The sequence below is a fragment of the Variovorax sp. R-27 genome (genome assembly GCF_049913215.1).
In the GTDB taxonomy this organism is placed as follows: domain Bacteria; phylum Pseudomonadota; class Gammaproteobacteria; order Burkholderiales; family Burkholderiaceae_C; genus Variovorax.
Map to the genome: position 1 here is coordinate 5,134,621 of NZ_CP183984.1, position 18,326 is coordinate 5,152,946.

Below are 18,326 nucleotides of genomic sequence, written 5' to 3' on the forward strand. Positions count from 1 at the left end.
CGAGGACACACAGGCGCTACACGCGAGCGAAGCGCGCCGGTCCCTCCACTGTCCAGCCGCTGCCGCAGGCCGGATCGAGGTCGCGATGGCACTGCGTGAGCCCGTCGTCCAGGTCGAGGGTGACGCCGATCCGCCAATGGCCGGTGGCGCCGCGCTCCACCTGCAGCACGGCGAAGCCGTTGCCGGTGCTCACGGCCGCCGTGACCATGGTGGCGCCGAAGGCTCCTGGCGTGGCGCCGAGGTCGACCTGGCCGTCGAGCCAGAACGCGTCGGGCCGCGCATTGACGAAGGTCCAGGGTGCATACAGGCCCGAGGACACGACCGAGATCACCTCCACAGGCCCGCCCGCCGCCTGCAGCCAGAGGCTCGACACGCTCGACATATGGCGGTCGCCCGACAGCACCACCACGTGGCGCGCGCTGGTGTCGCGCAGCAGTTCGAGCAACGCGCGCTGCGAGGCCGGGTACCCGCTCCAGTCGTCCAACCCCAGGCGTTGCGCGGGGTCGCCGAAGACGGCCGCACGCGGCATCGGGAACAGCGCCACCGGCGACACGATGAACTTGGGCAGTCCGGCGGGCGCGGCCTCCAGCCACTTCTTCAGGTCGCCCATGCTGGCCTCGGCACGGATCGCCGCCTGGTCCAGCGGCGCGGCAGGGGTCGCGGCTTGCGCTGCGGTGCGCAGCGCCCGCTGCTGGCGGGTGCTGCGCGTGTCGAGCATGTAGAACGGAAAGCCGGCCGGCGCAATGCGGTAGTCGAAGGGGCGCTGGTCGCGGCCCGGGCCGATGTCGTGCACCAGCTTGTGCTGTTGCGCGAAGTAGCCGTCGAGCGCGGCGCGCACGGCCGGCGTTCCATAGGGGTCGGGGCCCGGCTCCCAGTCGTCCATCACCTCGTGGTCGTCGAGCAGCGGATAGGTCGGCAGCGAGGCCATCACTTGGCGCAGCGCCTCCAGCCTGAAGGTGAGCGCATAGGCCTGGCCGACGTCGTCGCCGCCCGCCGGCACGAAGAGCCCCGCGGTCTGGTCGACATACACCTGGTCGCCGGCCAGCACCAGCAGTTGCGGCTTGTGCGGTGGCGCGAGCACCTCGAGCCGCTGCGCGAGCCGCCGGTACGACGCCTGTGCAGGCACCCGGTCGACCAGGCCCGGCACGTACTGGCAACTGGCGAGCGCGAAGCACAGCGAGGCCTGTGCGGGCTCGCCCTCGCGCTGCACGGCGCTCGTCCATGCGGGGTCGAGGCGCACCACGGCACGCTCGCGCTGCGCGTCGGTCGCTGCGTCCAGAGTTTGCATCACCTGGCGGCGGATGGGCTCGATCGGCTCGTCCTGCGGCTGCGCGAACAGCCCGGCCTCCAGCCGCCGGCCCAGCACGTCGACGGGGCCGCGTGCCATGGGCAGGTCGTCGTGCGCCGTGAGCACCGCGAAGCCCTGGTACTCGGCGAGCCGGTCGTCGAAGAGGTCGATTTCCACCGCCTCCTGCAGGAGTTTTTCGCGCGTGGTCTGCAGTCCCACCATCCATGCGAAGTCGAAGCACCATCGCCCGCCGCGGCGCCACGCGGGCACGAAGACCACGGCGCGCGCCGACACATGCGCGGGCGGCGGGCGCAGCGCCAGCCGGCAATGCAGCCGGCCCGCGTTGCCGGCCACGCGGCTCGCATGGCCGAGCCATGGGCCGGTCCACGGCAGGCTGGCCCGCCAGTCGGGCGGCACCGGCGTGTCGGGGCCGGGCTTCTTGTCGAAGGCCTCGAGGAACCGCACGATGTGCGGAAACACGTCGCTGCAGGCCTTCTCGCCGATCAGCGTGTCCTGGTGGCCGTAGGCGCCGAGCACCAGCAGCTGGTGCGGGGTGCCTTCGCCGAGGAACAGGTCGCCCCCCGAAGGGTTCGAGGAGTCTGGCGGGTCCGGCAGCTCCGGGGGCTCCCGCGGCAGGCCACCGTCCTTGCCGAACACGCGCTTCAGCAGCCAGAAGCTCTCGTACGAGCCACGCCAGTCGAACACCGCGTTGCGCTGCCCGTGCAGCATGAACACCGGAAAGCCGAAGCGCTCGCCGAGCTGCTCGAAGCCGACCGCGTGGCCCTGTCCGCCGGCGTCGGTCAGCACCTCTTCGCGGGCGTAGTTGCCGACCTGGGCGAGGCCCCGCAGCTTCACGAAGCCGTATATCGAATCGAGCGCATCGAGCGTGTCCTTGCCGATGTTGTGTAGCCGCATGGTCTGGCCGAAGATCGCGTCGGCCCGGTGCCGTACGGCCGCGAAGCCCGGTGCCTTGCGCAGGCGCTGCGCTTCGCCGTCTTCATCAGGGTAGGGAAAGGTCGCCAGCAGGCCGTCGACGAGCAGGCGCTGCGTGTGCGTCAGCGCGGGTCGCGTGTCGAACTCGTCGATGCCGATGAACTGCTGCAGGTAGCCCGCCACATAGCCGCGGAAGCGGTTGAAAGCCGTGGCGCGCAGCAGCGGCCCCACCTGCGACAGCACCACCGCGCCAATGGACGCATGCAACCCCGGCAGGCGCAGCACCGCCACGCTGAACATGGCGGCGCCGATGCAATGCGCCACCACGTCGACCTGGACGGGCGCTACTTCGTCGGGCGTCGCATACGCCGCCTGCACGGTGCGCAATGCATCTGGAATGTCGGCCTCCGCCACTTCGTCGAACGACCAGTAGGCCCGCGGCCGGCACGAGAAGCCGATGCTGGTGCGCAGGTCGAGCACCCAGACCTCGCGCCCGGCCTCGAGCAGGCTGTGTACCAGGTTGCCGGGAATGCTCTTGTGCGCGAAGGTGGAACCGCTCGCGCCGTAGCCGTGGATCAGCATCACGGGCCGCGTGCCCGCGCGACGCGCCGGCGGGCGGTAGCGCGACAGCAGCCGCGGCGGCGCGCTGCCCGGGCCGGCGGCGGTGTCGAGCTCGACCGGCTCGGGCCGTACGCCGTACACCTCGCCGGGCAGCCGCTCCCAGTCGCGCTTCGGCGAGTCGGGCGGCGGCACGAAGTGCAGCAGGTGAATGTGCAGCACGATGCGCAGCACCCACAGCGCCAGCTCGGCCAGGTCGCCCAGCTGGTTGGGCATGTCCTGCTGGTGCTCGACGCGCAGCAGGGGTTGCAGCTTCTCGACGAAGTAGGAAGGGTCCAGCACCATCCGGCCCAGCGGCTCCTCACCGAGGGGGCCGATCCGCTGCAGCTCGCCCTCGCTCAGCTGCCGCCACGGGTTGCCGCCCTCGACGAACGCGATGCGCTTGGTGAGCCGCAGCCGATCGCCCTCCTTCAGCGGCGCGCCGTTCTCGACCCGCGCCACCGTCCAGTCGTATTCGATGAGGCGCACCTGCCCCAGGTGGGAACACAGCGCCATCAGGTCGGCCATGACCGGACCGTCGAAGGCCAGGTTCTCCTCGCCGTTGCCGCCGTTCGGGCCCGCCACGGACGCGCGCGAAGGCAGCAGGACCTCCGCCAGCGCCTGCAGCTTCCTGCGCGCCAGCGCGTGGCTGCGCAGGATGCGCTCGATGCTGTCGCACTTCTCGCGCACCAGCATCGACGCGGTGCCGGTGCAATGCGCGATGGGCGCTTTGTTGCCCTTGCCGAAGCGAAGGATCACCGCCGGCTGGGCCAGCGTGCGCGGCGTCGCGCGAAGGGCCGGTATGTCGACGGGCTCGAATTCCACCTCGGTGCTCAAAGCGAAGGACTGGCCGTCGATGTGCACGCGGCCCGTCATCCGCTCGCACATCGAGACACGCGTCGGCGCGGACGTGCGGGGATGGGTCAGGTCACGGCGCAACGGACGCTCCGACGCCGGGGGTTGCGGCGAATCCGCCAGCGCCAGGCCCCAGTCCGCGGCCAGCATCGGTACTGCGCGCTCGGCCAGTGCCGCGATGGTGAGCGAAGGGTTGATGCCGAGCGACACCGGCACGATCGAGCCGTCGAGCACCGCCAGGCCAGGCAACAACGCGGCATCGGCAACACCGTCGTGGACGCGGCCCCAACTGTCGACCACGCCGCGCTCGCGCCCTTCGGCCATGCGGCAGCCGCCCAGCGGGTGCACGGTGAGCACCGAGCCCACCGGAGCCACCAGGGACTCGAGGCTGCGAAACGGCGGGAGCGGATTCCACAGCGGGTTGGGCAGCACGCGTCCGCCGAGCCCGCCGGCGCCGTCGTGAGCCACATGCAGCGCACGCATCTGCGCCGCGAACACCGGCAGGGCCGCGACCTTGTTCCACGCGACGCGCACCTGCGCGTCGGCCAGCACCGCGTCGCTGCCGCCTTGGCCGACCGGTTCGATGGTGCCAGCGGCGCCGTCGTCGCCCATCATTCCGTAGACCGGCGTGCGGCGCAGCATGTCGTCGTCCACGGCCAGCGGATCGTGCACCTCGTCCGGCGCGTGCAGGTCGAGGTCCATGCGCGCGAGCGCCTGCAGGGCGTCTGTGGTGCTCACCACTTCGGCCAGCAGGCGGCGCAGCGGCGCGGGAATGGCGAACTCCTCGATCACCAGCGGGCGCTCGCCCTGCTTCGCGCGGGTGCGCAGCAGCCCGGTGATGGTCGGCCCGATGCCGCGCTGCGCCGGCGCGTCGCCTTCGGCCGCGCTGGACAGCGCTTCGTCGTCCTGGTCGGCCGCCACCGCAATCATGTCGCCGTTGGCCGAGAAGCCCGCGCCCAGCGCCTGCGAGACGGGCAGACCCGCGGCCCTGGAGCGCAGCAGCAGCTCGGTGGAGCCCAGCGTGCCTGCGGCCACTACCACCCGCCGCGCGCGCACCACGTAGGGCCGGGCGTTGTCGGTGCGTGCCTTGCGCCGGTTGGTGAAGAAGAACTCGACCGCATAGCCGGCCCCTCCCGGCAGGGCCACGATGCGGTGCGCGGTGCCACCAGTGAACAGGCGCGCGCCCCGCGCATGGGCCAGAGCCAGGTAGTTGGTGTCCAGCGATTTCTTGGCGCGGTGGTTGCAGCCGCTCACGCAATCGCCGCAGCGCAGGCAGCCATGCATCGCAACCTGGGCCGGCGTGCGCGTGCCGTCGGCGAAGGCGATCGCAACGTGGGCCTTGCCGCGCGCCGCATGCAGCCGCGCACCGGCTTTCAGCAAGGAATCGAGCTTCGACACGCTCTCGGGGATCTGCTCCAGGCCCAGCATGGCTTCGGCCTTGTCGTAGCCGTCCGCCAGCGCGGCGAGGTCGAGGCCCGCGGGCCAGGCGCCGCCCTCGAAGGCATCGGGCGTTGCGCGTTCCATCACTGCCGCATTGATGAGCGACCCGCCGCCCAGCCCGTTGCCTAGCAGCGCATTCACATCGCCGCCCAGGCGCAGGTCGAACAGCCCCGAGGCATTGCCGCGCGCGGGCCTGCCGTCCTGCATGCTGAAGCGCACGTGTCCCGGCAGCTCGGCAAAGGTGGCCGGAAATTCGCCCGGCAGGTATTCGCTGCCGCGCTCCAGCACGTAGACCCTGATTGGCACCACGCTCGGTGCGGTGCCCGGCGATGCGTCCACCGGCAGCGCGCCCGCCAGCCGTGCCGCCGCCACCGCGCCGCCGTAGCCGCTGCCGATGACCAGCACCTCGCAGTGCAGCGCGTCGGGCGGTGCCGCGACGATCTCGCGCACCAGCACTTCAGCGCCCTCCGAGAGCAGACGGTCGCCCGGGACATCGTCGTGGTGGCGGCCTCCGTTGTTCATGTTCGACTCCTCGCGGGTTGGTCGCGAACTCAGGAACCTTCGATGGCCGCGGCCAGTGCGCGGCCGAGCCTCTGGTCGTCGACGGGCTTGCGCAGCAGCGGCAGCGCCTGTCGCCGCGCCGCCTCGACCACCGCCGGGTCGGTATCGGCCGTGACCATGACGATGGGTAGCGCGGGCTGTGCGCAGCGCTGCTCGCGCAGGCGCTCGGCGGCATCGAAGCCCGAGACGCCGCCGCCGAGCCGGCAGTCAACCACCACCGCGTCGGGCTCGTCGACCTGCCCCAGTGCTTCGTCGAGCGTGGCGGCGGACAGCACGCGGCAGCCCATCGCTCCCAACGCGTTGAGATAGGCGCCGCGCACCATCGGGTCGTCCTCCAGCACCAGCACGCAGCGCCCGGCCAGACTCCACGACGCACCTGCGCCGTCACCCTCGCAGCCGTCGACGCCGACGGCTGCGGCGCGCGGCAGCCGCAGGCGAAAGCAGGCGCCCGCGCCAAGGCTGGACTCGAGCTCGACCGGCACGTCCAGCAACTCGGCCATCCGCCGCACGATGCCCAGGCCCAGGCCATGCCCCGCGGCAGTCGCGATGCCTGGGCCCGTCGCCTGGAGTTGCACCAGGTCCTCGAACACGATCCGGTGGTTCTCGGGTGCAATGCCGGGGCCGCTGTCCTGCACTGTCAGCTCGACCTCGGCGTCCGATGCGCCCGATACATCCGACGCATCCCGCGTGCAGACCCGCACCTCGACCCGTCCATCCGCGGGCGAGAACTTGATCGCGTTATCGACGAGGTTGGCCAACATGCGGCGCAGCAGGTCGGGGTCGGTGCGCACCGCCAGACCAGGCGGGCAGGTGATGTGCAGACCGACCCGGCGCGCTGTCGCCGCAGCGCCGAAGCTGGCCATCACGGCTGTCAGCAGCCGGTCGATCCGCACGCGCTGGGGCTGAGCCACCACCACGCCGGCATCGAGTTTCGAGACGTCGAGCAAGGCGTCGAGCATGGCGCGCAGCTGCTCCAGGCTGCTGTCGACCACTTCGACGATCGCGCGCGCATCGGGCGCCATCGCCACGTGCCGCAACGCACCCACGTTGAGCGCCATCGCCTGAAGGGGCTGGCGCAGGTCGTGGCTGGCGCCGGCCAGGAAGCGGCTCTTGTCGTTGTTGGCGCGCACCGCCTGGTCGCGGGCGATGGCCAGCTGCGCGCGCTCGAACTCCAGCGAAGTGGCCAGCGCCTGGTTCTCGGCGCGGATGCCGAACGACTCCTCGAAGGTCTGCAGGTTGCGCCGGGCAAAGCGCGTCTGCACCCCGAAGAACATCAGCACCAGCGCGCCCACGCCCCAGCCGAGCCAGCCGCCGGCCACCAGCCACATGGCCGCAGTGGGCATGAAGAGCAGCCCCGCGTAGGCCAGGAAGGCGGGCATCACGGTCGCGCTGGTGGACACGGCACCCGCGCCCCAGGACACCAGGATCATCGTGAGGACCGCGTCCAGCGTCGGGTCGAGCCAAGCCATGAACAGCGCCGCGGAGCCGTTGCAGGCGCCGATCAGCACATTCCAGCGCACGGTGGCGCGCAGTCGCGCGGCGATCGGGCGGGCCCGGTCGGCGGCCATGCGCGCGAGCGCGGCGGCACGCCACTCGCGGCTGGCGATCACCGCCGCGAACCAACCGAGCACCCAGGGTGCCGAAACGTCGCGCCAGACGATGGCCGCGACGACAACGGCGGTGAGCAGAATCTGCCAGCGCAACCCCACAGCCTGCTCGGCGACCACCTGCAAGCGCCGTTCGTCCAGCTCGTCGAGTGCGGCCGCCATGTTCACGTGGCCTCGAGCGCCCATGCCGCCTGCGCGTCGAAGACGCGGCACAGGGCATCGGTGCGGTTGCGCGCGCCAAGCGCCCGGTAGACCATCGACAGGTGCACCTTCACCGTGCCCTCGGCAATCAGCAGTTGGCGCGCGATCAGCTTGACCGGCATGCCCCGCATCGCCAGCGCCAGCACCTGGCGTTGGCGCGGCGACAGCTCGATGCGCAGGAAGCCGGCGAGATCCTCGCGCGGCAGTTCGTCGGGGTCGCGCGCGCGGGTCACGTCATCGGCCAGCACGAACTCGGCCGGCAGGTAGATCTTGTGGCGCAGCACCACGCGCAGGGCTGCCTCCATGTCCTCGAGCCGGTACGACTTGGGGATGAAACCGGCCGCGCCGGCCTCGATGACCTCGCGCACGCGCTGCGGCGAGCTTTCCGCAGACTGCATGCACACGGGCGTGGCCTCGAAGTGCGCCTTCACGGCCTTGAGCGCAGCGAGCCCGGAGAGTTGGGGCAGGTGGTAGTCGAGCAGCAGCAGGTCGACACCGGCTGGGTCCAGCTGGCAGGCCTGCTCGGCGTCCCGCACCGCTTCGAAATGAAAGGGGCGGCCCGGTTCGATCTCGGCGGCCATTCGCTCCAGCAGGAGTCGGGTGCCGTTCCAGACGATCTCGTGGTCATCGACCAGAAGAACCTTCATACAGACCTCTCGTCTACGGTGGCTCTCCCCGTCCTGAATGCAGGTTAGCGCAAAGCCCCCCAATAAGCGAGTGCGCGCACCTACACCAACGGCCTAGTCGGATGGCCACGCCGGCACCGCGCCGCAGACTAGGCGCTGCGTTCAATTGTTGCGGCGGGCACCGCGCGGAAGACTGGCTGCATCGATCACCACTGCGCATGCGATGCACCGAGGACCGCCATGAACACCCCAAAGTCTTTTGCCGCGCTGCGTGCCGCATGGGAACCCCTTGCGTGCCGGTTCTGCATCTTCGCGCTCCACCACGCGGTGCTCGCCCGCGCGCTGTGCGCCGCGGCCATGGTCGCGGTCTCGCTGCTGGCGGGTTGCGCTGCATTGCCCGACAACGTGCACCGGGTCGCGTCGCAGGCGCGCACCGACGTCGGGGACAGCGCGCTCGCGCGCATCGCCGCCGCGTCGCTGCCGGAACCGGACGGCGCGACGCCCGAAATACCCGACGTATCCGGCGTGCGCCTGCTGCCGGACGGCGACCAGGCCCTCGACGCGCGCATCGCACTCACGCAGGCCGCACGGCATACCGTCGACGCGCAGTACTACGTGGTGACCAACGACACCTCGGGGCGGCAATTCCTGCGCGAGCTGCGCGACGCGGCCCGGCGCGGCGTGCGCGTGCGCCTGCTGGTCGACGACCTGTACGCGGGCGGGGACGACGAGATGCTGGCCGGGCTGGCCGCGCACGCCAACGTGGAGGTGCGTCTCTTCAACCCGCTGCCGGTGCGCAGCGGCGGCCCGCGCACGCGCGTGCTGCTGTCGCTGCACGAGATCGGCCGCGTGAACCGGCGCATGCACAACAAGCTCTTCATTGCCGACAACAGCTTCGCCATCACCGGCGGGCGCAACATCGCCGACGAGTACTTCGGGCGCAGCAAGCCAGCGAACTTCATCGACATGGACGCGCTGCTGGCCGGGCCAGCGGTGCGCGCGCTGTCGGCGAGCTTCGATGCCTTCTGGAACGGACCGATGTCGTACCCATTCGAGGCCATCGCGGCCGGAGACCGTCCGGCGCCGGCCCATGCGCGCGAACGCTTCGCCGCGCTGGTCCATGGCCTCGGTCGCTTCATGCCTCCTGCCAACGAGCGCGACGCGCTGGGGCGCGGCCCGGTCGGCGCGCAGCTGGCGCGGGGGCGGGTCGAACTGGTGCCCGCGAAGGTGCGCGTCGTAGCGGACGCAGTGGTGCAAGGCCCCTTCGCCAGTGATGCCAGCGGAAGCGTCGAGGAAGCCGGAGGGCCGCAAGGCCGCGAGAGCGCGGTCATGGCCGCGAACCTCGATCTTTTCCGGACCGCACGCTCCGAGGCGCTCGTCGTCTCGCCCTACTTCGTACCCATGCCCCGCATGATCGAAGCACTCGCCCATGCGAGCCGCGAGGGCGCGAGCGTATCGGTGGTGACCAACTCGCTCGCCACCACCGACGAGCCGCTTGTGCACTACGGCTACGCGCGCTACCGCAGCGCTCTCCTGAAGATGGGCGCCACACTGTACGAGCTGATGCCAACTGGCGAACCACATACGGCCTGGAGCGACACCGAAAGCGACCGCGGCTCGCTCGGCCGCCTGCACGCCAAGCTGGCGGTGGTCGACCGGCGCTGGTTCTACGTGGGGTCGATGAACATGGACCGGCGCTCGGCGCACTGCAACACTGAACTGGGCCTGATCGTCGACAGCCCCACGCTTGCAGGCGAGCTGGCGGACCTGATCCAGCGCGTGCGCATGCCTGCGAGCTTCACCGTGAGCGAAGCACCGCTGCGAGGCGGCCTGCAATGGAGCTTTCTGCGCGACGGACGCCGCTGGGTGCTGCACCGGGAACCGGAATCGAACTGGGCCCAGCGACTGCGCTGGTCATTGCTGTCGCTGGTGGTGGACGAAGACTTTCTGTGACTGCGCACCACCGGTGCAGTCGTGCAAAAAATAGGTCACCGCGAGCATGGCCCAGGACTACTATTCAATCGTTCACGTGCGGTTTCGCACGAGGCTGCCGCGGACCGTTTGCTCACTCGTGCAAGGAGAGTAGCTATGGCAAGTCCGATGAATGTCAACAAGCTTCAGACGAAATCCCATGACGAACCGGATGAGGTTCGGGAGCCCGAAAAGACCCGGGTCGAAGTGGTCCGCCTCGAGGGGTACACGCTCGGACGCTTCAAGTTCGAGCCCGGGTGGCGCTGGTCGAAGTGCATCAAGCCGGTCGTGGGCACGGACAGTTGCCAGGTGGCTCACGTCGGGTATGCGGTTTCCGGTCGAATCACCGTGCAAATGAATGACGGCTCGCAGACCGTCATCGAGGAAGGCATGTCGTACACCATCCCGCCGGGGCACGACGCATGGGTCGAAGGCAACGCCCCGTTCGTCGGACTGGAGATGATGAGCGCAGAGGAATACGCAAAGTCCAGTAGCTGACCCAAAGTGAGAGGCCTCAGGGGCAGGCCTCTTCGGGATGGTCGAACGGAGATGCGATCCGTACGGAACAACAGTCGGACTGACAATCAGCTGCAGCGGCAGCGGTCCTTGCGCCCGCGGAACCGTTCGACTCCTCCTTCCTCAGCGATACATGTTTGCCCTGACCCGCCTGACCATCGACCGCGCCAGAAAAGAGCGCTTGCCCCAAGTCGCCGGAAGCCTGGCGTTCACGACCTTGCTGTCCATCGTTCCCCTGCTGGCGGCGAGCCTCGCGCTGCTCACGCGATTCCATGCCTTCACGCGGTTCAAGGATGCGCTTCAGGAGTTCTTTCTGAGCAGGCTGCTTCCCGCGGACATCGCACGCACAGTGCTGAAGTACCTGAACCAGTTCGCCGCGAACGCCAGCGGCCTGACCTGGGTCGGTTCGCTCTTCTTGCTGGGCACGGCCATCGCGATGTTGCTCACTGTGGAGAACGCGCTGAACCAGATGTGGAAGATCCGGAGGAACCGGCCGTTCTTCAAGAGGGTTGGCCTGTACCTGCTGATGTTGGCCGTCGGGCCACCCGTTCTGGGGCTGAGCCTGTGGGCGACGTCGTATCTGCTGGGCGTTTCCATGGGCCTCATCGGCGCACTGCCATCCTCGCTTGCATTCGTGCTCGACCTCGGGCCGCTCATGCTCGGCGTGACCGTACTGACGAGCATGTTCTACCTCGTTCCGAACACCAAGGTACGGCTGCGCGACGCCTTCGCAGGTGGCCTGATCGCCAGCGTGGCTTTCGAGCTCGGCAAGCGCGGCTTCACCACCTACCTCGTCAAAGTGCCAACGTACAAGGCGCTATATGGGGCGTTCGCAGTGCTCCCCATGTTCTTGCTGTGGGTGTACGTCTCGTGGCTGGTCACGCTGGTCGCGGCCATGATGACGGCTAACATGGCGCTCACCCGACGGCAACCGGCAGGCAAGCCTGCTCGGGCCTAGCAGCCAGGAGCAGGCGTTCGCGAAGAACGGCTTTCAGGATGCTTGCCAGACGGCCACTTTGCAGCAATCTGGCCGCGTCGATCAATGCGACGTCACCCACCCCTGCTTCCCCGGCAAAGGAGGCATCGCGAAGCTCGACTTCAGGCGCGCAACCTCATCGCTCGGAGTGAGCCCGAAGAAGCGCTTGAACTCACGACTGAACTGCGACGCGCTTTCATATCCCACCTCGATGCTCGCCGCGGACGCGGTCTTCCCATTTCGCAACATCAGCAGGCGCGCCTGATGAAGGCGTACCGACTTGAGGTACTGCATCGGAGAACTCTGGGTGACGGCACGAAAGTGAGTGTGAAACGTCGGGATGCTCATGCCCGCCTCGCGAGCCAGGCGGTCGACGGTAAGACGGTCGCCGAACGTGGTGTGGATGCGCCGCACGGCCTTGGCGATCTTTCCGAACTGCCCCTGGCTGGCCAGCGCCGCGCGCATCGATGCTCCCTGTTCCCCGATGAGCACCCGAAAGTAGATTTCGCGCACGATCGCCGGCCCGAGCAACACAGCCTCTACGGGCGAACTCATCGCCTCGAGAAATCGCAGAACGGTCTGCATCAATGCGTCGTCGATCGGCGTCGAGAACATGCCGACTGGTGCCGTCTTCGAACTCTCGATAAGTTCATCAACCTGCAACGCAAGACCCGCGAGGACGGTGAGATCGAGGCTGAAGTAAATCGCGAGCAGAGGCTCGTCGGCACTGGCGTCGGTCTCCATGGTGAACGGCACCGGCACGGACACCGCGAGGTAGTGCTGGGCATCGTAGAGGTAGACCTGATTTGCCCAGAGGCCGCGCTTGCGTCCCTGGCAGACGATGACGATCCCGGGTTCGTAGAGCACAGGGGTCGAGGCCAATGGGCGATCGGAGCGCAGGAAACGCACGTCCGGTAGCGCCGTCAGCGTGTAGCCCTCTCGAGGTGCGAGCCGCTTCAAGAGCGCCACCATGCTGGCCTTGCGCTCCTCGCGGAGTCTGCCAGCGCGGTCGATGGTTGATGCGCGCGATTTACTCATTCATCGTACTGTGCATCACACCCTGGCAAAAAGTAAGCGAGAGCGGTTGGACTTCATAGAAATAGGCAAGCCAAACATAGGATTGCGACTGGCTCCGGGCGCCCTCGATTTCTAAGATCGACGCATGCAAAACACCAGGACTTTCTTCATTACGGGCGTCGGCAGCGGCCTCGGCCGCGCCATTGCGAACGCCGCATTGCGGGCGGGCCACCGAGTCGTCGGAACCGTTCGTACCGAGCAGGCAGCAACCGAATTCGGCAGGCAATTTCGCGGGGAGGCTCATGTGAAGCTGCTCGACGTGACGCAGTTCGACTCCGTTGCACCACTCGCCGTTGTCGTCGAAGCTGAGATCGGGCCAGTGGATGTCGTGATCAACAACGCAGGGTATGGTCACGAGGGCATCCTGGAAGAATCGTCTCTCGATGAAATGCGCCGCCAATTCGACGTCAACGTTTTTGGTGCGGTCGCAGTCATCAAGGCGTTTCTGCCGTTCATGCGTCAGCGTCGGCGCGGCCACATCATCAACATCACGTCGATGGGTGGCTACATCACGATGCCCGGCATCAGCTACTACTGTGGCAGCAAGTTCGCCCTCGAAGGGATCTCCGAGACGTTGGCGAAGGAAGTGAAGGGCCTGGGCATCGCAGTCACTGCTGTTGCCCCAGGATCTTTCAGGACAGACTGGGCTGGCCGCTCGATGGTGCGCAGCGCGCGTTCCATCAGCGACTACGACAGCTTGTTCGATCCAATCCGGCAATCGCGCATGGACAAGAGCGGCAAACAACTGGGCGATCCGGACAGGGCTGCAGATGCGATCCTCACTCTGGTGAACATGCCGGAGCTGCCGGAGCATTTGCTGATCGGCAGCGACGCGCTCGGGCTGGTAAGCGCAAAGCTCGACGCGATGCAGACGAGTTTGACGAAGCACGAGGTCCTGACTCGCTCCACCGATATCGCGTGACGTCGCATCCATCTACTTGACCGATATATTCCATCGAAACAAACAGGCTTCCTGGATAGGTCGTGCATCCCTAATCTTCAGGTCATGCAGCTCGCCGAGCTGTCCAACCAGGAGATTCAGAGATGCCCAAAGTCCTCGTTCTGTATTACTCGTCGTACGGCCACATCGAAAAGATGGCCGAGGCCATTGCCGCTGGTGCGCGTGAAGCCGGCGCCCAGGTCGACGTGAAACGCGTCCCCGAGACGGTTCCCGAAGCGGTCGCAAAGTCTGCGCACTTCAAGCTCGATCAGGCAGCGCCCGTCGCGCGCGTTGCCGATCTGGAGAACTACGACGCCATCGTCGTAGGCACCGGCACCCGCTTCGGCCGGATGTCTTCCCAGATGGCCGCCTTTCTCGACCAGGCCGGTGGGCTGTGGGCCCGCGGCGCACTCAACGGCAAGGTCGGTGCGGCCTTCTCGTCGTCGGCCACCCAGCACGGCGGCCAGGAGACCACGCTCTTCTCGATCATCACCAACCTGCTGCATTTCGGCATGACCATCGTGGGCCTGCCGTACAGCCACCAGGGCCAGATGAGCGTCGACGAGATCGTCGGCGGCGCGCCCTACGGTGCCACCACCGTCGCAGGCGGCGATGGCTCGCGGCAACCGACGGCGATCGATCTGGCCGGCGCGCGCCATCAGGGCGAGCTGGTGGCCAAGACCGCCGCGAAGCTCTTTGCCTGAGCACCCGCACCCTCCATCTGTAGAAGCGAGAAAGACATGGTCTCCAACGACTTTGCAGGACGGGTGGTACTCGTCACGGGTGCGGGCTCCGGCATCGGCCGGGAGGCCGCCAAGGCCTTCGCGGCACGAGGGGGTCTTGTGTATGCCGCCGACCTGAGCGAGCACGGCCTTGCCGAAACCATCGATCTCATCACCGAGATCGGCGGGAAGGCCCGCGCGCTCATCGCCAATGTGGCCGTCGAGCAAGAAGTGGCCAACGCCATTGCACGCATCGAACGCGAGGCCGGCCGGCTCGACGTGGCCTTCAACAACGCCGGCATCACCGGCAAGGCGCAACGCATCGAGGACTACCCGACCGAAGACTTCGACAAGGTGATTGCAGTCAACCTGCGCAGCGTCTTTCTCGGCATGAAGCATGAGTTGCCGCTCATCAAGAAAAGTGGCGGCGGCGCCATCGTGAACACGGCGTCCGTGGCGGCACTGACGGGCCCCGGCGGGATGAGCGCCTATGCGGCCTCCAAGCACGGCGTGCACGGCCTCACGCGCGTTGCCGCGATGGAAAACGCCGCCCACAACGTGCGGGTCAATGCCCTCGCCCCCGGATGGACGGAAACGCCGATGGTGAAGGTCGCGAGCGACCAGAACCCGGCCTTCGCGAAGCTGGTTTCCACCGCGATTCCTGCCAAGCGAGGCGGCCATCCCGCAGAGGTGGCAGCCGCCGCCGTGTGGCTGGCCTCCGATGCCGCGAGCTACGTGATGGGCCAGATGCTGGTCGTCGACGGTGGAATGACCATCGGCGGCTTCGAACTTTGAACAAACCGAACCGACAAGGAGCAACACCATGAGCAATTTGAATGCAGGCGAGATGGCAAAGGCCGTCGTTCGCCGCAATACCGAAGAAGTGCAAGGGCGCGGAAACTGGGCCCTGTTCGACGAGCTGTTCTCGGACGACTTCCTCGACCACACGCCACAGCCGAACTGCACGCCCGACAAGGCCGGTGCGCTGGGCCTGTATCGCATCCTGCGGGAGGCGTTCCCCGACTTTCACGCCGAGATCCATTGGCAACGCGCCGATGGCGATGTCGTCACCACCTACAAGACCTATCACGGCACGCAGCAGGGAACCTTCCTCGGCATTGCGCCGACCGGCCGCGCGATCCATTTCGAAACCGTGGACGCGATGCGCGTGCAGAACGGAAAGATCACGGAGCACTGGGGTGTTGCCAATCTCTTCTCCGTGCTTCAACAGCTGGATGCATGGCCCCGCGCCGCAGGAGACAAGTCATGAACACCAACATTCTTCAGGACAAGGTGGTCGTCGTGACCGGCGCTGCCAGCGGCATTGGCAAGGCTGTGGCCGTGCAGGCCGCGAAGCACGGAGCCAAGGCGGTGATCGTTTCGGACGTGACGCCGGAGCCCCGCGAAGGAGGCCGCACCACGATGGAGGAGATCGAGGAGCTGGGCGTGCTGGCGCGCTTTCATCGCGCAGACGTCAGCCAGCGGGCACAGGTCGACGACCTTCTGAAAGCAGCCGACGAGTTCGGCGGCGTCGATGTGATGGTCGCCAATGCGGGCATCACGCTGCGCGCCGATGGGTTCGACGTTGCAGAGGCGGACTACCGCCGGCTCATGGGCATCAACCTCGACGGAACGCTGTTCAGCGCGCAGGCGGCAGCCCGCAGCATGAAGGCACGGGGCAAGGCCGGGAGCATCGTTCTCATGGCCAGCATGGGCGGCATCTCGGGCGCGGGCATGACGGTGGCTTACTCCACCAGCAAGGGCGGCGTGGTCCTGATGGCCAAGTCGCTGGCCGATGCACTGGGGCCGGATGGCATCCGTGTGAATGCAGTCGCCCCGGGAACGATCGACACGCACCTGCTGCGAACGAGCCCCGGCATCGCAGAGGCTGCAGAAGGCTTTCGCCTGCGCACGCCACTGCGGCGCCTTGGCAAACCTTCCGAGATCGGCGACGCCGTCGCGTGGTTGGGCTCGGACCTGTCGAGCTATGTGACGGGCACTGCGCTGCTCGTCGATGGCGGCCTGCTCGCCGTGATTTGACCCGAAAGAAAGACATGACCACCACCATCCGCTTCCATCAATACGGTTCTCCCGAAGTCCTCCAAGTCGAGGACGACAACGTCGGCATGCCGGGGCCCGGACAGGTTCGCCTGCGCCATGAGGCCATCGGCGTCAACTTCATCGACACGGCTTTTCGCCAGGGCGTGATGCCCGTCCCGCTGCCCTCGGTGCCTGGGGTCGAGGGCGCCGGCATCGTCGAGGCCATCGGGCCGGACGTCACAGACGTCAAGGTCGGCGATCGCATGGCTTACTTCCTCGCGCCGGGCAGCTACGCGCAGGTGCGCCTGGTCGATGCAGCCGCGCTACTCAAGGTGCCTGACGATCTCTCTTCGGAACAGACCGTCACGGTGCTGACCAAGGGCCTGACTGCCTGGGTCGGACTGAATGGCTTCCATCAGCTCAAGGCAGGAGAGAAGGTGTTGGTGCAAGGCGCTTCGAGCAGCGTGGGCACCATGATCTCGCGCTGGGCCAAGACAAAAGGCGCCACCGTCATCGGAACGGTGGGCTCGCAGTCGAAGCGAGCAGCGCTCGAGGGCACCATCGATCACGTATTGCTCTCTGGCGACGCCGATCTGGCCGCACAGATCCGCAGCATCGCGCCCGAAGGCGTCGACGTGGTCTACGAGTTCGTCGGCAAGGCCACTTTTGCAGCATCGGCAGCGGCCGTGCGCGATGGCGGAACCATCGTCACCATCGGCGCGGCTTCCGGGGCGCCAGACATCGACCGGGCGGGCCTTGCCGCTCGCGGCGTTCGCATCGTGGGCGGGCCGATGGCGCAGCACGTGCAAGGTGCCGTGGCCCAGGCGACCGGCGAGGTGTTCGACGCGTACCGCAAGGGTGTCTTCGGCACGCTCGACGTGGCCCGCTATCCGCTCGTCGAAGCGGCGCGGGCGCACGAGGACATCGCGGCCCGGCGCAAGTCGGGGGCGATCATCCTCGTGCCCTGATCCTGTGAACGCATCGATCCTGGCAACTCGCTGGACACCCAGCGGGGAAGCAGATATTTTCCCGGGAGTTTCATCGATGGGAGCGATAGATGCTGGACGGCGTTTCAATGGATCAACTGCGCACCTTCATTGCGGCCGCCGATGAGGGCAGCTTCTCGGCCGCCGGGCGCAGGCTGCGCCGGGCCCAGTCGGTGGTGAGCCAGACGCTGGCCAACCTCGAAGGGCAGATCGATGTGCAGCTCTTCGACCGTAGCGGGCGCTATCCGAAGCTCACCGAGGAAGGCACCGCTCTGCTTGCGCAGGCCCGCTCCGTGGTCCACGGCATGGACGGCTTCAAGGCCACGGCGCGCACGATCTCCGAAGGGCTCGAACCCGAGTTGTCGGTGGTGGTCGACGTCATGTACCCCATGGACTCGCTGACGGTGGCGGTCGGTCTCTTTCGGGCCGCGTTTCCGCACACGCCGCTGCGCCTCTATGTCGAGGCACTGGGCGCCGTGGCGCAACCGGTGCTCCAGCGCGGCTGCAGGATCGGCATCATGGGGTCCATGCCCCTCGTTCCGGAGGAACTCGATGCCGAGAAACTGCTCGACGTTCCGATGGTGACGGTGACTGCCTCCTCGCACCCGCTGGCCGCACAGAAACGCGTCATCGCGTCGCGGGAATTGGAGCAGCACGTTCAACTCGTCCTGACGGATCGCACCTCGCTGACCAGCGGCAAGAGCTTCGGCGTGTTCACTTCATCGATATGGCGGCTCGCAGACCTGGGCGCAAAGCATGCGTTTCTTCGCGCGGGTTTTGGCTGGGGGCACATGCCGCTTGCCATGGTGCGCAGCGACATCGAGTCAGGGCTCCTGACCCGGTTGCAGCTGGAGGCCTTTCAACCCACCACACCGCCGATTGCCATGTTTGCCGTGTACCGCAAAGACCTGCCGCCGGGGCCTGCCGGGCGATGGTTCCTGGAGCACCTGAAGGACACGGCGCCGGCGCGAGATTCATCGAAGTGACGCG

At 67.7% G+C, this 18,326-nt stretch carries 14 protein-coding genes; 10 read left to right on the forward strand and 4 right to left on the reverse strand.

Translation table 11 applies throughout. The features are described from left to right. Positions 1–16: 16 nt before the first annotated feature. Genes ACN9MV_RS23995 through ACN9MV_RS24005 form a run of 3 tightly spaced genes read right to left on the reverse strand, consistent with a single transcriptional unit; the run spans position 17 to position 8,129 of the window. A complete protein-coding gene (locus tag ACN9MV_RS23995; RefSeq protein WP_426389815.1) occupies positions 17–5,635 on the reverse strand; it encodes an alkaline phosphatase D family protein in 5,619 nt (1,872 codons plus the stop codon). 29 nt (positions 5,636–5,664) lie between these two features. After that, a complete protein-coding gene (locus ACN9MV_RS24000; protein WP_143696773.1) occupies positions 5,665–7,443 on the reverse strand; it encodes a hybrid sensor histidine kinase/response regulator in 1,779 nt (592 codons plus the stop codon). A 2-nt stretch (positions 7,444–7,445) separates the two neighbouring features. Beyond that, positions 7,446–8,129, reverse strand: a complete 684-nt coding sequence (locus tag ACN9MV_RS24005; RefSeq protein WP_093058132.1) for a response regulator — start codon at positions 8,127–8,129, stop codon at positions 7,446–7,448. A gap of 219 nt (positions 8,130–8,348) precedes the next feature. Between ACN9MV_RS24005 and ACN9MV_RS24010 the strand changes: the two genes are divergently transcribed. From ACN9MV_RS24010 to ACN9MV_RS24020, 3 genes are all read left to right on the forward strand, one after another. Then, positions 8,349–10,061, forward strand: a complete 1,713-nt coding sequence (locus tag ACN9MV_RS24010) for a phospholipase D-like domain-containing protein (protein ID WP_097198448.1) — start codon at positions 8,349–8,351, stop codon at positions 10,059–10,061. A 135-nt stretch (positions 10,062–10,196) separates the two neighbouring features. Next, a complete protein-coding gene (locus ACN9MV_RS24015; RefSeq protein ID WP_093058130.1) occupies positions 10,197–10,577 on the forward strand; it encodes a cupin domain-containing protein in 381 nt (126 codons plus the stop codon). Positions 10,578–10,728: 151 nt separating this feature from the next. Then, positions 10,729–11,553 carry a YihY family inner membrane protein gene (locus ACN9MV_RS24020; RefSeq protein ID WP_093058129.1) on the forward strand — a complete coding sequence of 275 codons (825 nt, stop codon included), beginning with the start codon at positions 10,729–10,731 and terminating at the stop codon, positions 11,551–11,553. A gap of 81 nt (positions 11,554–11,634) precedes the next feature. On the opposite strand, the gene ACN9MV_RS24025 is transcribed toward ACN9MV_RS24020, so the two are convergent. Further along, a complete protein-coding gene (locus ACN9MV_RS24025; protein WP_426389818.1) occupies positions 11,635–12,609 on the reverse strand; it encodes an AraC family transcriptional regulator N-terminal domain-containing protein in 975 nt (324 codons plus the stop codon). Between the two features lie 124 nt (positions 12,610–12,733). On the opposite strand from ACN9MV_RS24025, the gene ACN9MV_RS24030 reads away from it, so the two are divergent. From ACN9MV_RS24030 to ACN9MV_RS24060, 7 genes are all read left to right on the forward strand, one after another. Next, positions 12,734–13,570 (forward strand): oxidoreductase, encoded by an 837-nt coding sequence (locus ACN9MV_RS24030; protein WP_426389820.1) that lies wholly within the window; start codon positions 12,734–12,736, stop codon positions 13,568–13,570. Between the two features lie 122 nt (positions 13,571–13,692). Then, complete coding sequence (gene wrbA, locus ACN9MV_RS24035) at positions 13,693–14,292, forward strand: NAD(P)H:quinone oxidoreductase (protein ID WP_426389822.1); 600 nt, start codon at positions 13,693–13,695, stop codon at positions 14,290–14,292. Positions 14,293–14,328: 36 nt separating this feature from the next. After that, positions 14,329–15,105 (forward strand): SDR family NAD(P)-dependent oxidoreductase, encoded by a 777-nt coding sequence (locus ACN9MV_RS24040; RefSeq protein WP_426389823.1) that lies wholly within the window; start codon positions 14,329–14,331, stop codon positions 15,103–15,105. Between the two features lie 28 nt (positions 15,106–15,133). Next, a complete protein-coding gene (locus ACN9MV_RS24045) occupies positions 15,134–15,580 on the forward strand; it encodes an ester cyclase (RefSeq protein WP_097198444.1) in 447 nt (148 codons plus the stop codon). Then, positions 15,577–16,350, forward strand: coding sequence for an SDR family NAD(P)-dependent oxidoreductase (locus tag ACN9MV_RS24050; RefSeq protein ID WP_176928941.1), 774 nt, complete (start codon positions 15,577–15,579; stop codon positions 16,348–16,350). The genes ACN9MV_RS24045 and ACN9MV_RS24050 overlap by 4 nt, the downstream gene beginning before the upstream one ends. A gap of 14 nt (positions 16,351–16,364) precedes the next feature. Then, positions 16,365–17,318: a zinc-binding dehydrogenase gene (locus ACN9MV_RS24055; RefSeq protein ID WP_426389826.1), complete on the forward strand. Its 954-nt coding sequence runs from the start codon at positions 16,365–16,367 to the stop codon at positions 17,316–17,318. Positions 17,319–17,407: 89 nt separating this feature from the next. After that, entirely contained in the window at positions 17,408–18,322 is a 915-nt protein-coding gene (locus ACN9MV_RS24060) for a LysR family transcriptional regulator (protein WP_426389827.1), read from the forward strand. Positions 18,323–18,326: the final 4 nt, after the last annotated feature.

Bases quoted from the DNA above. Each gene is read 5' to 3' on its own strand.
- ACN9MV_RS24045 (WP_097198444.1), top strand. From the start codon at position 15,134: ATGAGCAATTTGAATGCAGGCGAGATGGCAAAGGCCGTCGTTCGCCGC.
- ACN9MV_RS24005 (WP_093058132.1), bottom strand. From the start codon at position 8,129: ATGAAGGTTCTTCTGGTCGATGACCACGAGATCGTCTGGAACGGCACC.
- ACN9MV_RS24010 (WP_097198448.1), top strand. From the start codon at position 8,349: ATGAACACCCCAAAGTCTTTTGCCGCGCTGCGTGCCGCATGGGAACCC.
- ACN9MV_RS23995 (WP_426389815.1), bottom strand. From the start codon at position 5,635: ATGAACAACGGAGGCCGCCACCACGACGATGTCCCGGGCGACCGTCTG.
- wrbA (WP_426389822.1), top strand. From the start codon at position 13,693: ATGCCCAAAGTCCTCGTTCTGTATTACTCGTCGTACGGCCACATCGAA.
- ACN9MV_RS24040 (WP_426389823.1), top strand. From the start codon at position 14,329: ATGGTCTCCAACGACTTTGCAGGACGGGTGGTACTCGTCACGGGTGCG.
- ACN9MV_RS24020 (WP_093058129.1), top strand. From the start codon at position 10,729: ATGTTTGCCCTGACCCGCCTGACCATCGACCGCGCCAGAAAAGAGCGC.
- ACN9MV_RS24055 (WP_426389826.1), top strand. From the start codon at position 16,365: ATGACCACCACCATCCGCTTCCATCAATACGGTTCTCCCGAAGTCCTC.
- ACN9MV_RS24000 (WP_143696773.1), bottom strand. From the start codon at position 7,443: ATGGCGGCCGCACTCGACGAGCTGGACGAACGGCGCTTGCAGGTGGTC.
- ACN9MV_RS24030 (WP_426389820.1), top strand. From the start codon at position 12,734: ATGCAAAACACCAGGACTTTCTTCATTACGGGCGTCGGCAGCGGCCTC.
- ACN9MV_RS24025 (WP_426389818.1), bottom strand. From the start codon at position 12,609: ATGAGTAAATCGCGCGCATCAACCATCGACCGCGCTGGCAGACTCCGC.
- ACN9MV_RS24060 (WP_426389827.1), top strand. From the start codon at position 17,408: ATGCTGGACGGCGTTTCAATGGATCAACTGCGCACCTTCATTGCGGCC.
- ACN9MV_RS24050 (WP_176928941.1), top strand. From the start codon at position 15,577: ATGAACACCAACATTCTTCAGGACAAGGTGGTCGTCGTGACCGGCGCT.
- ACN9MV_RS24015 (WP_093058130.1), top strand. From the start codon at position 10,197: ATGGCAAGTCCGATGAATGTCAACAAGCTTCAGACGAAATCCCATGAC.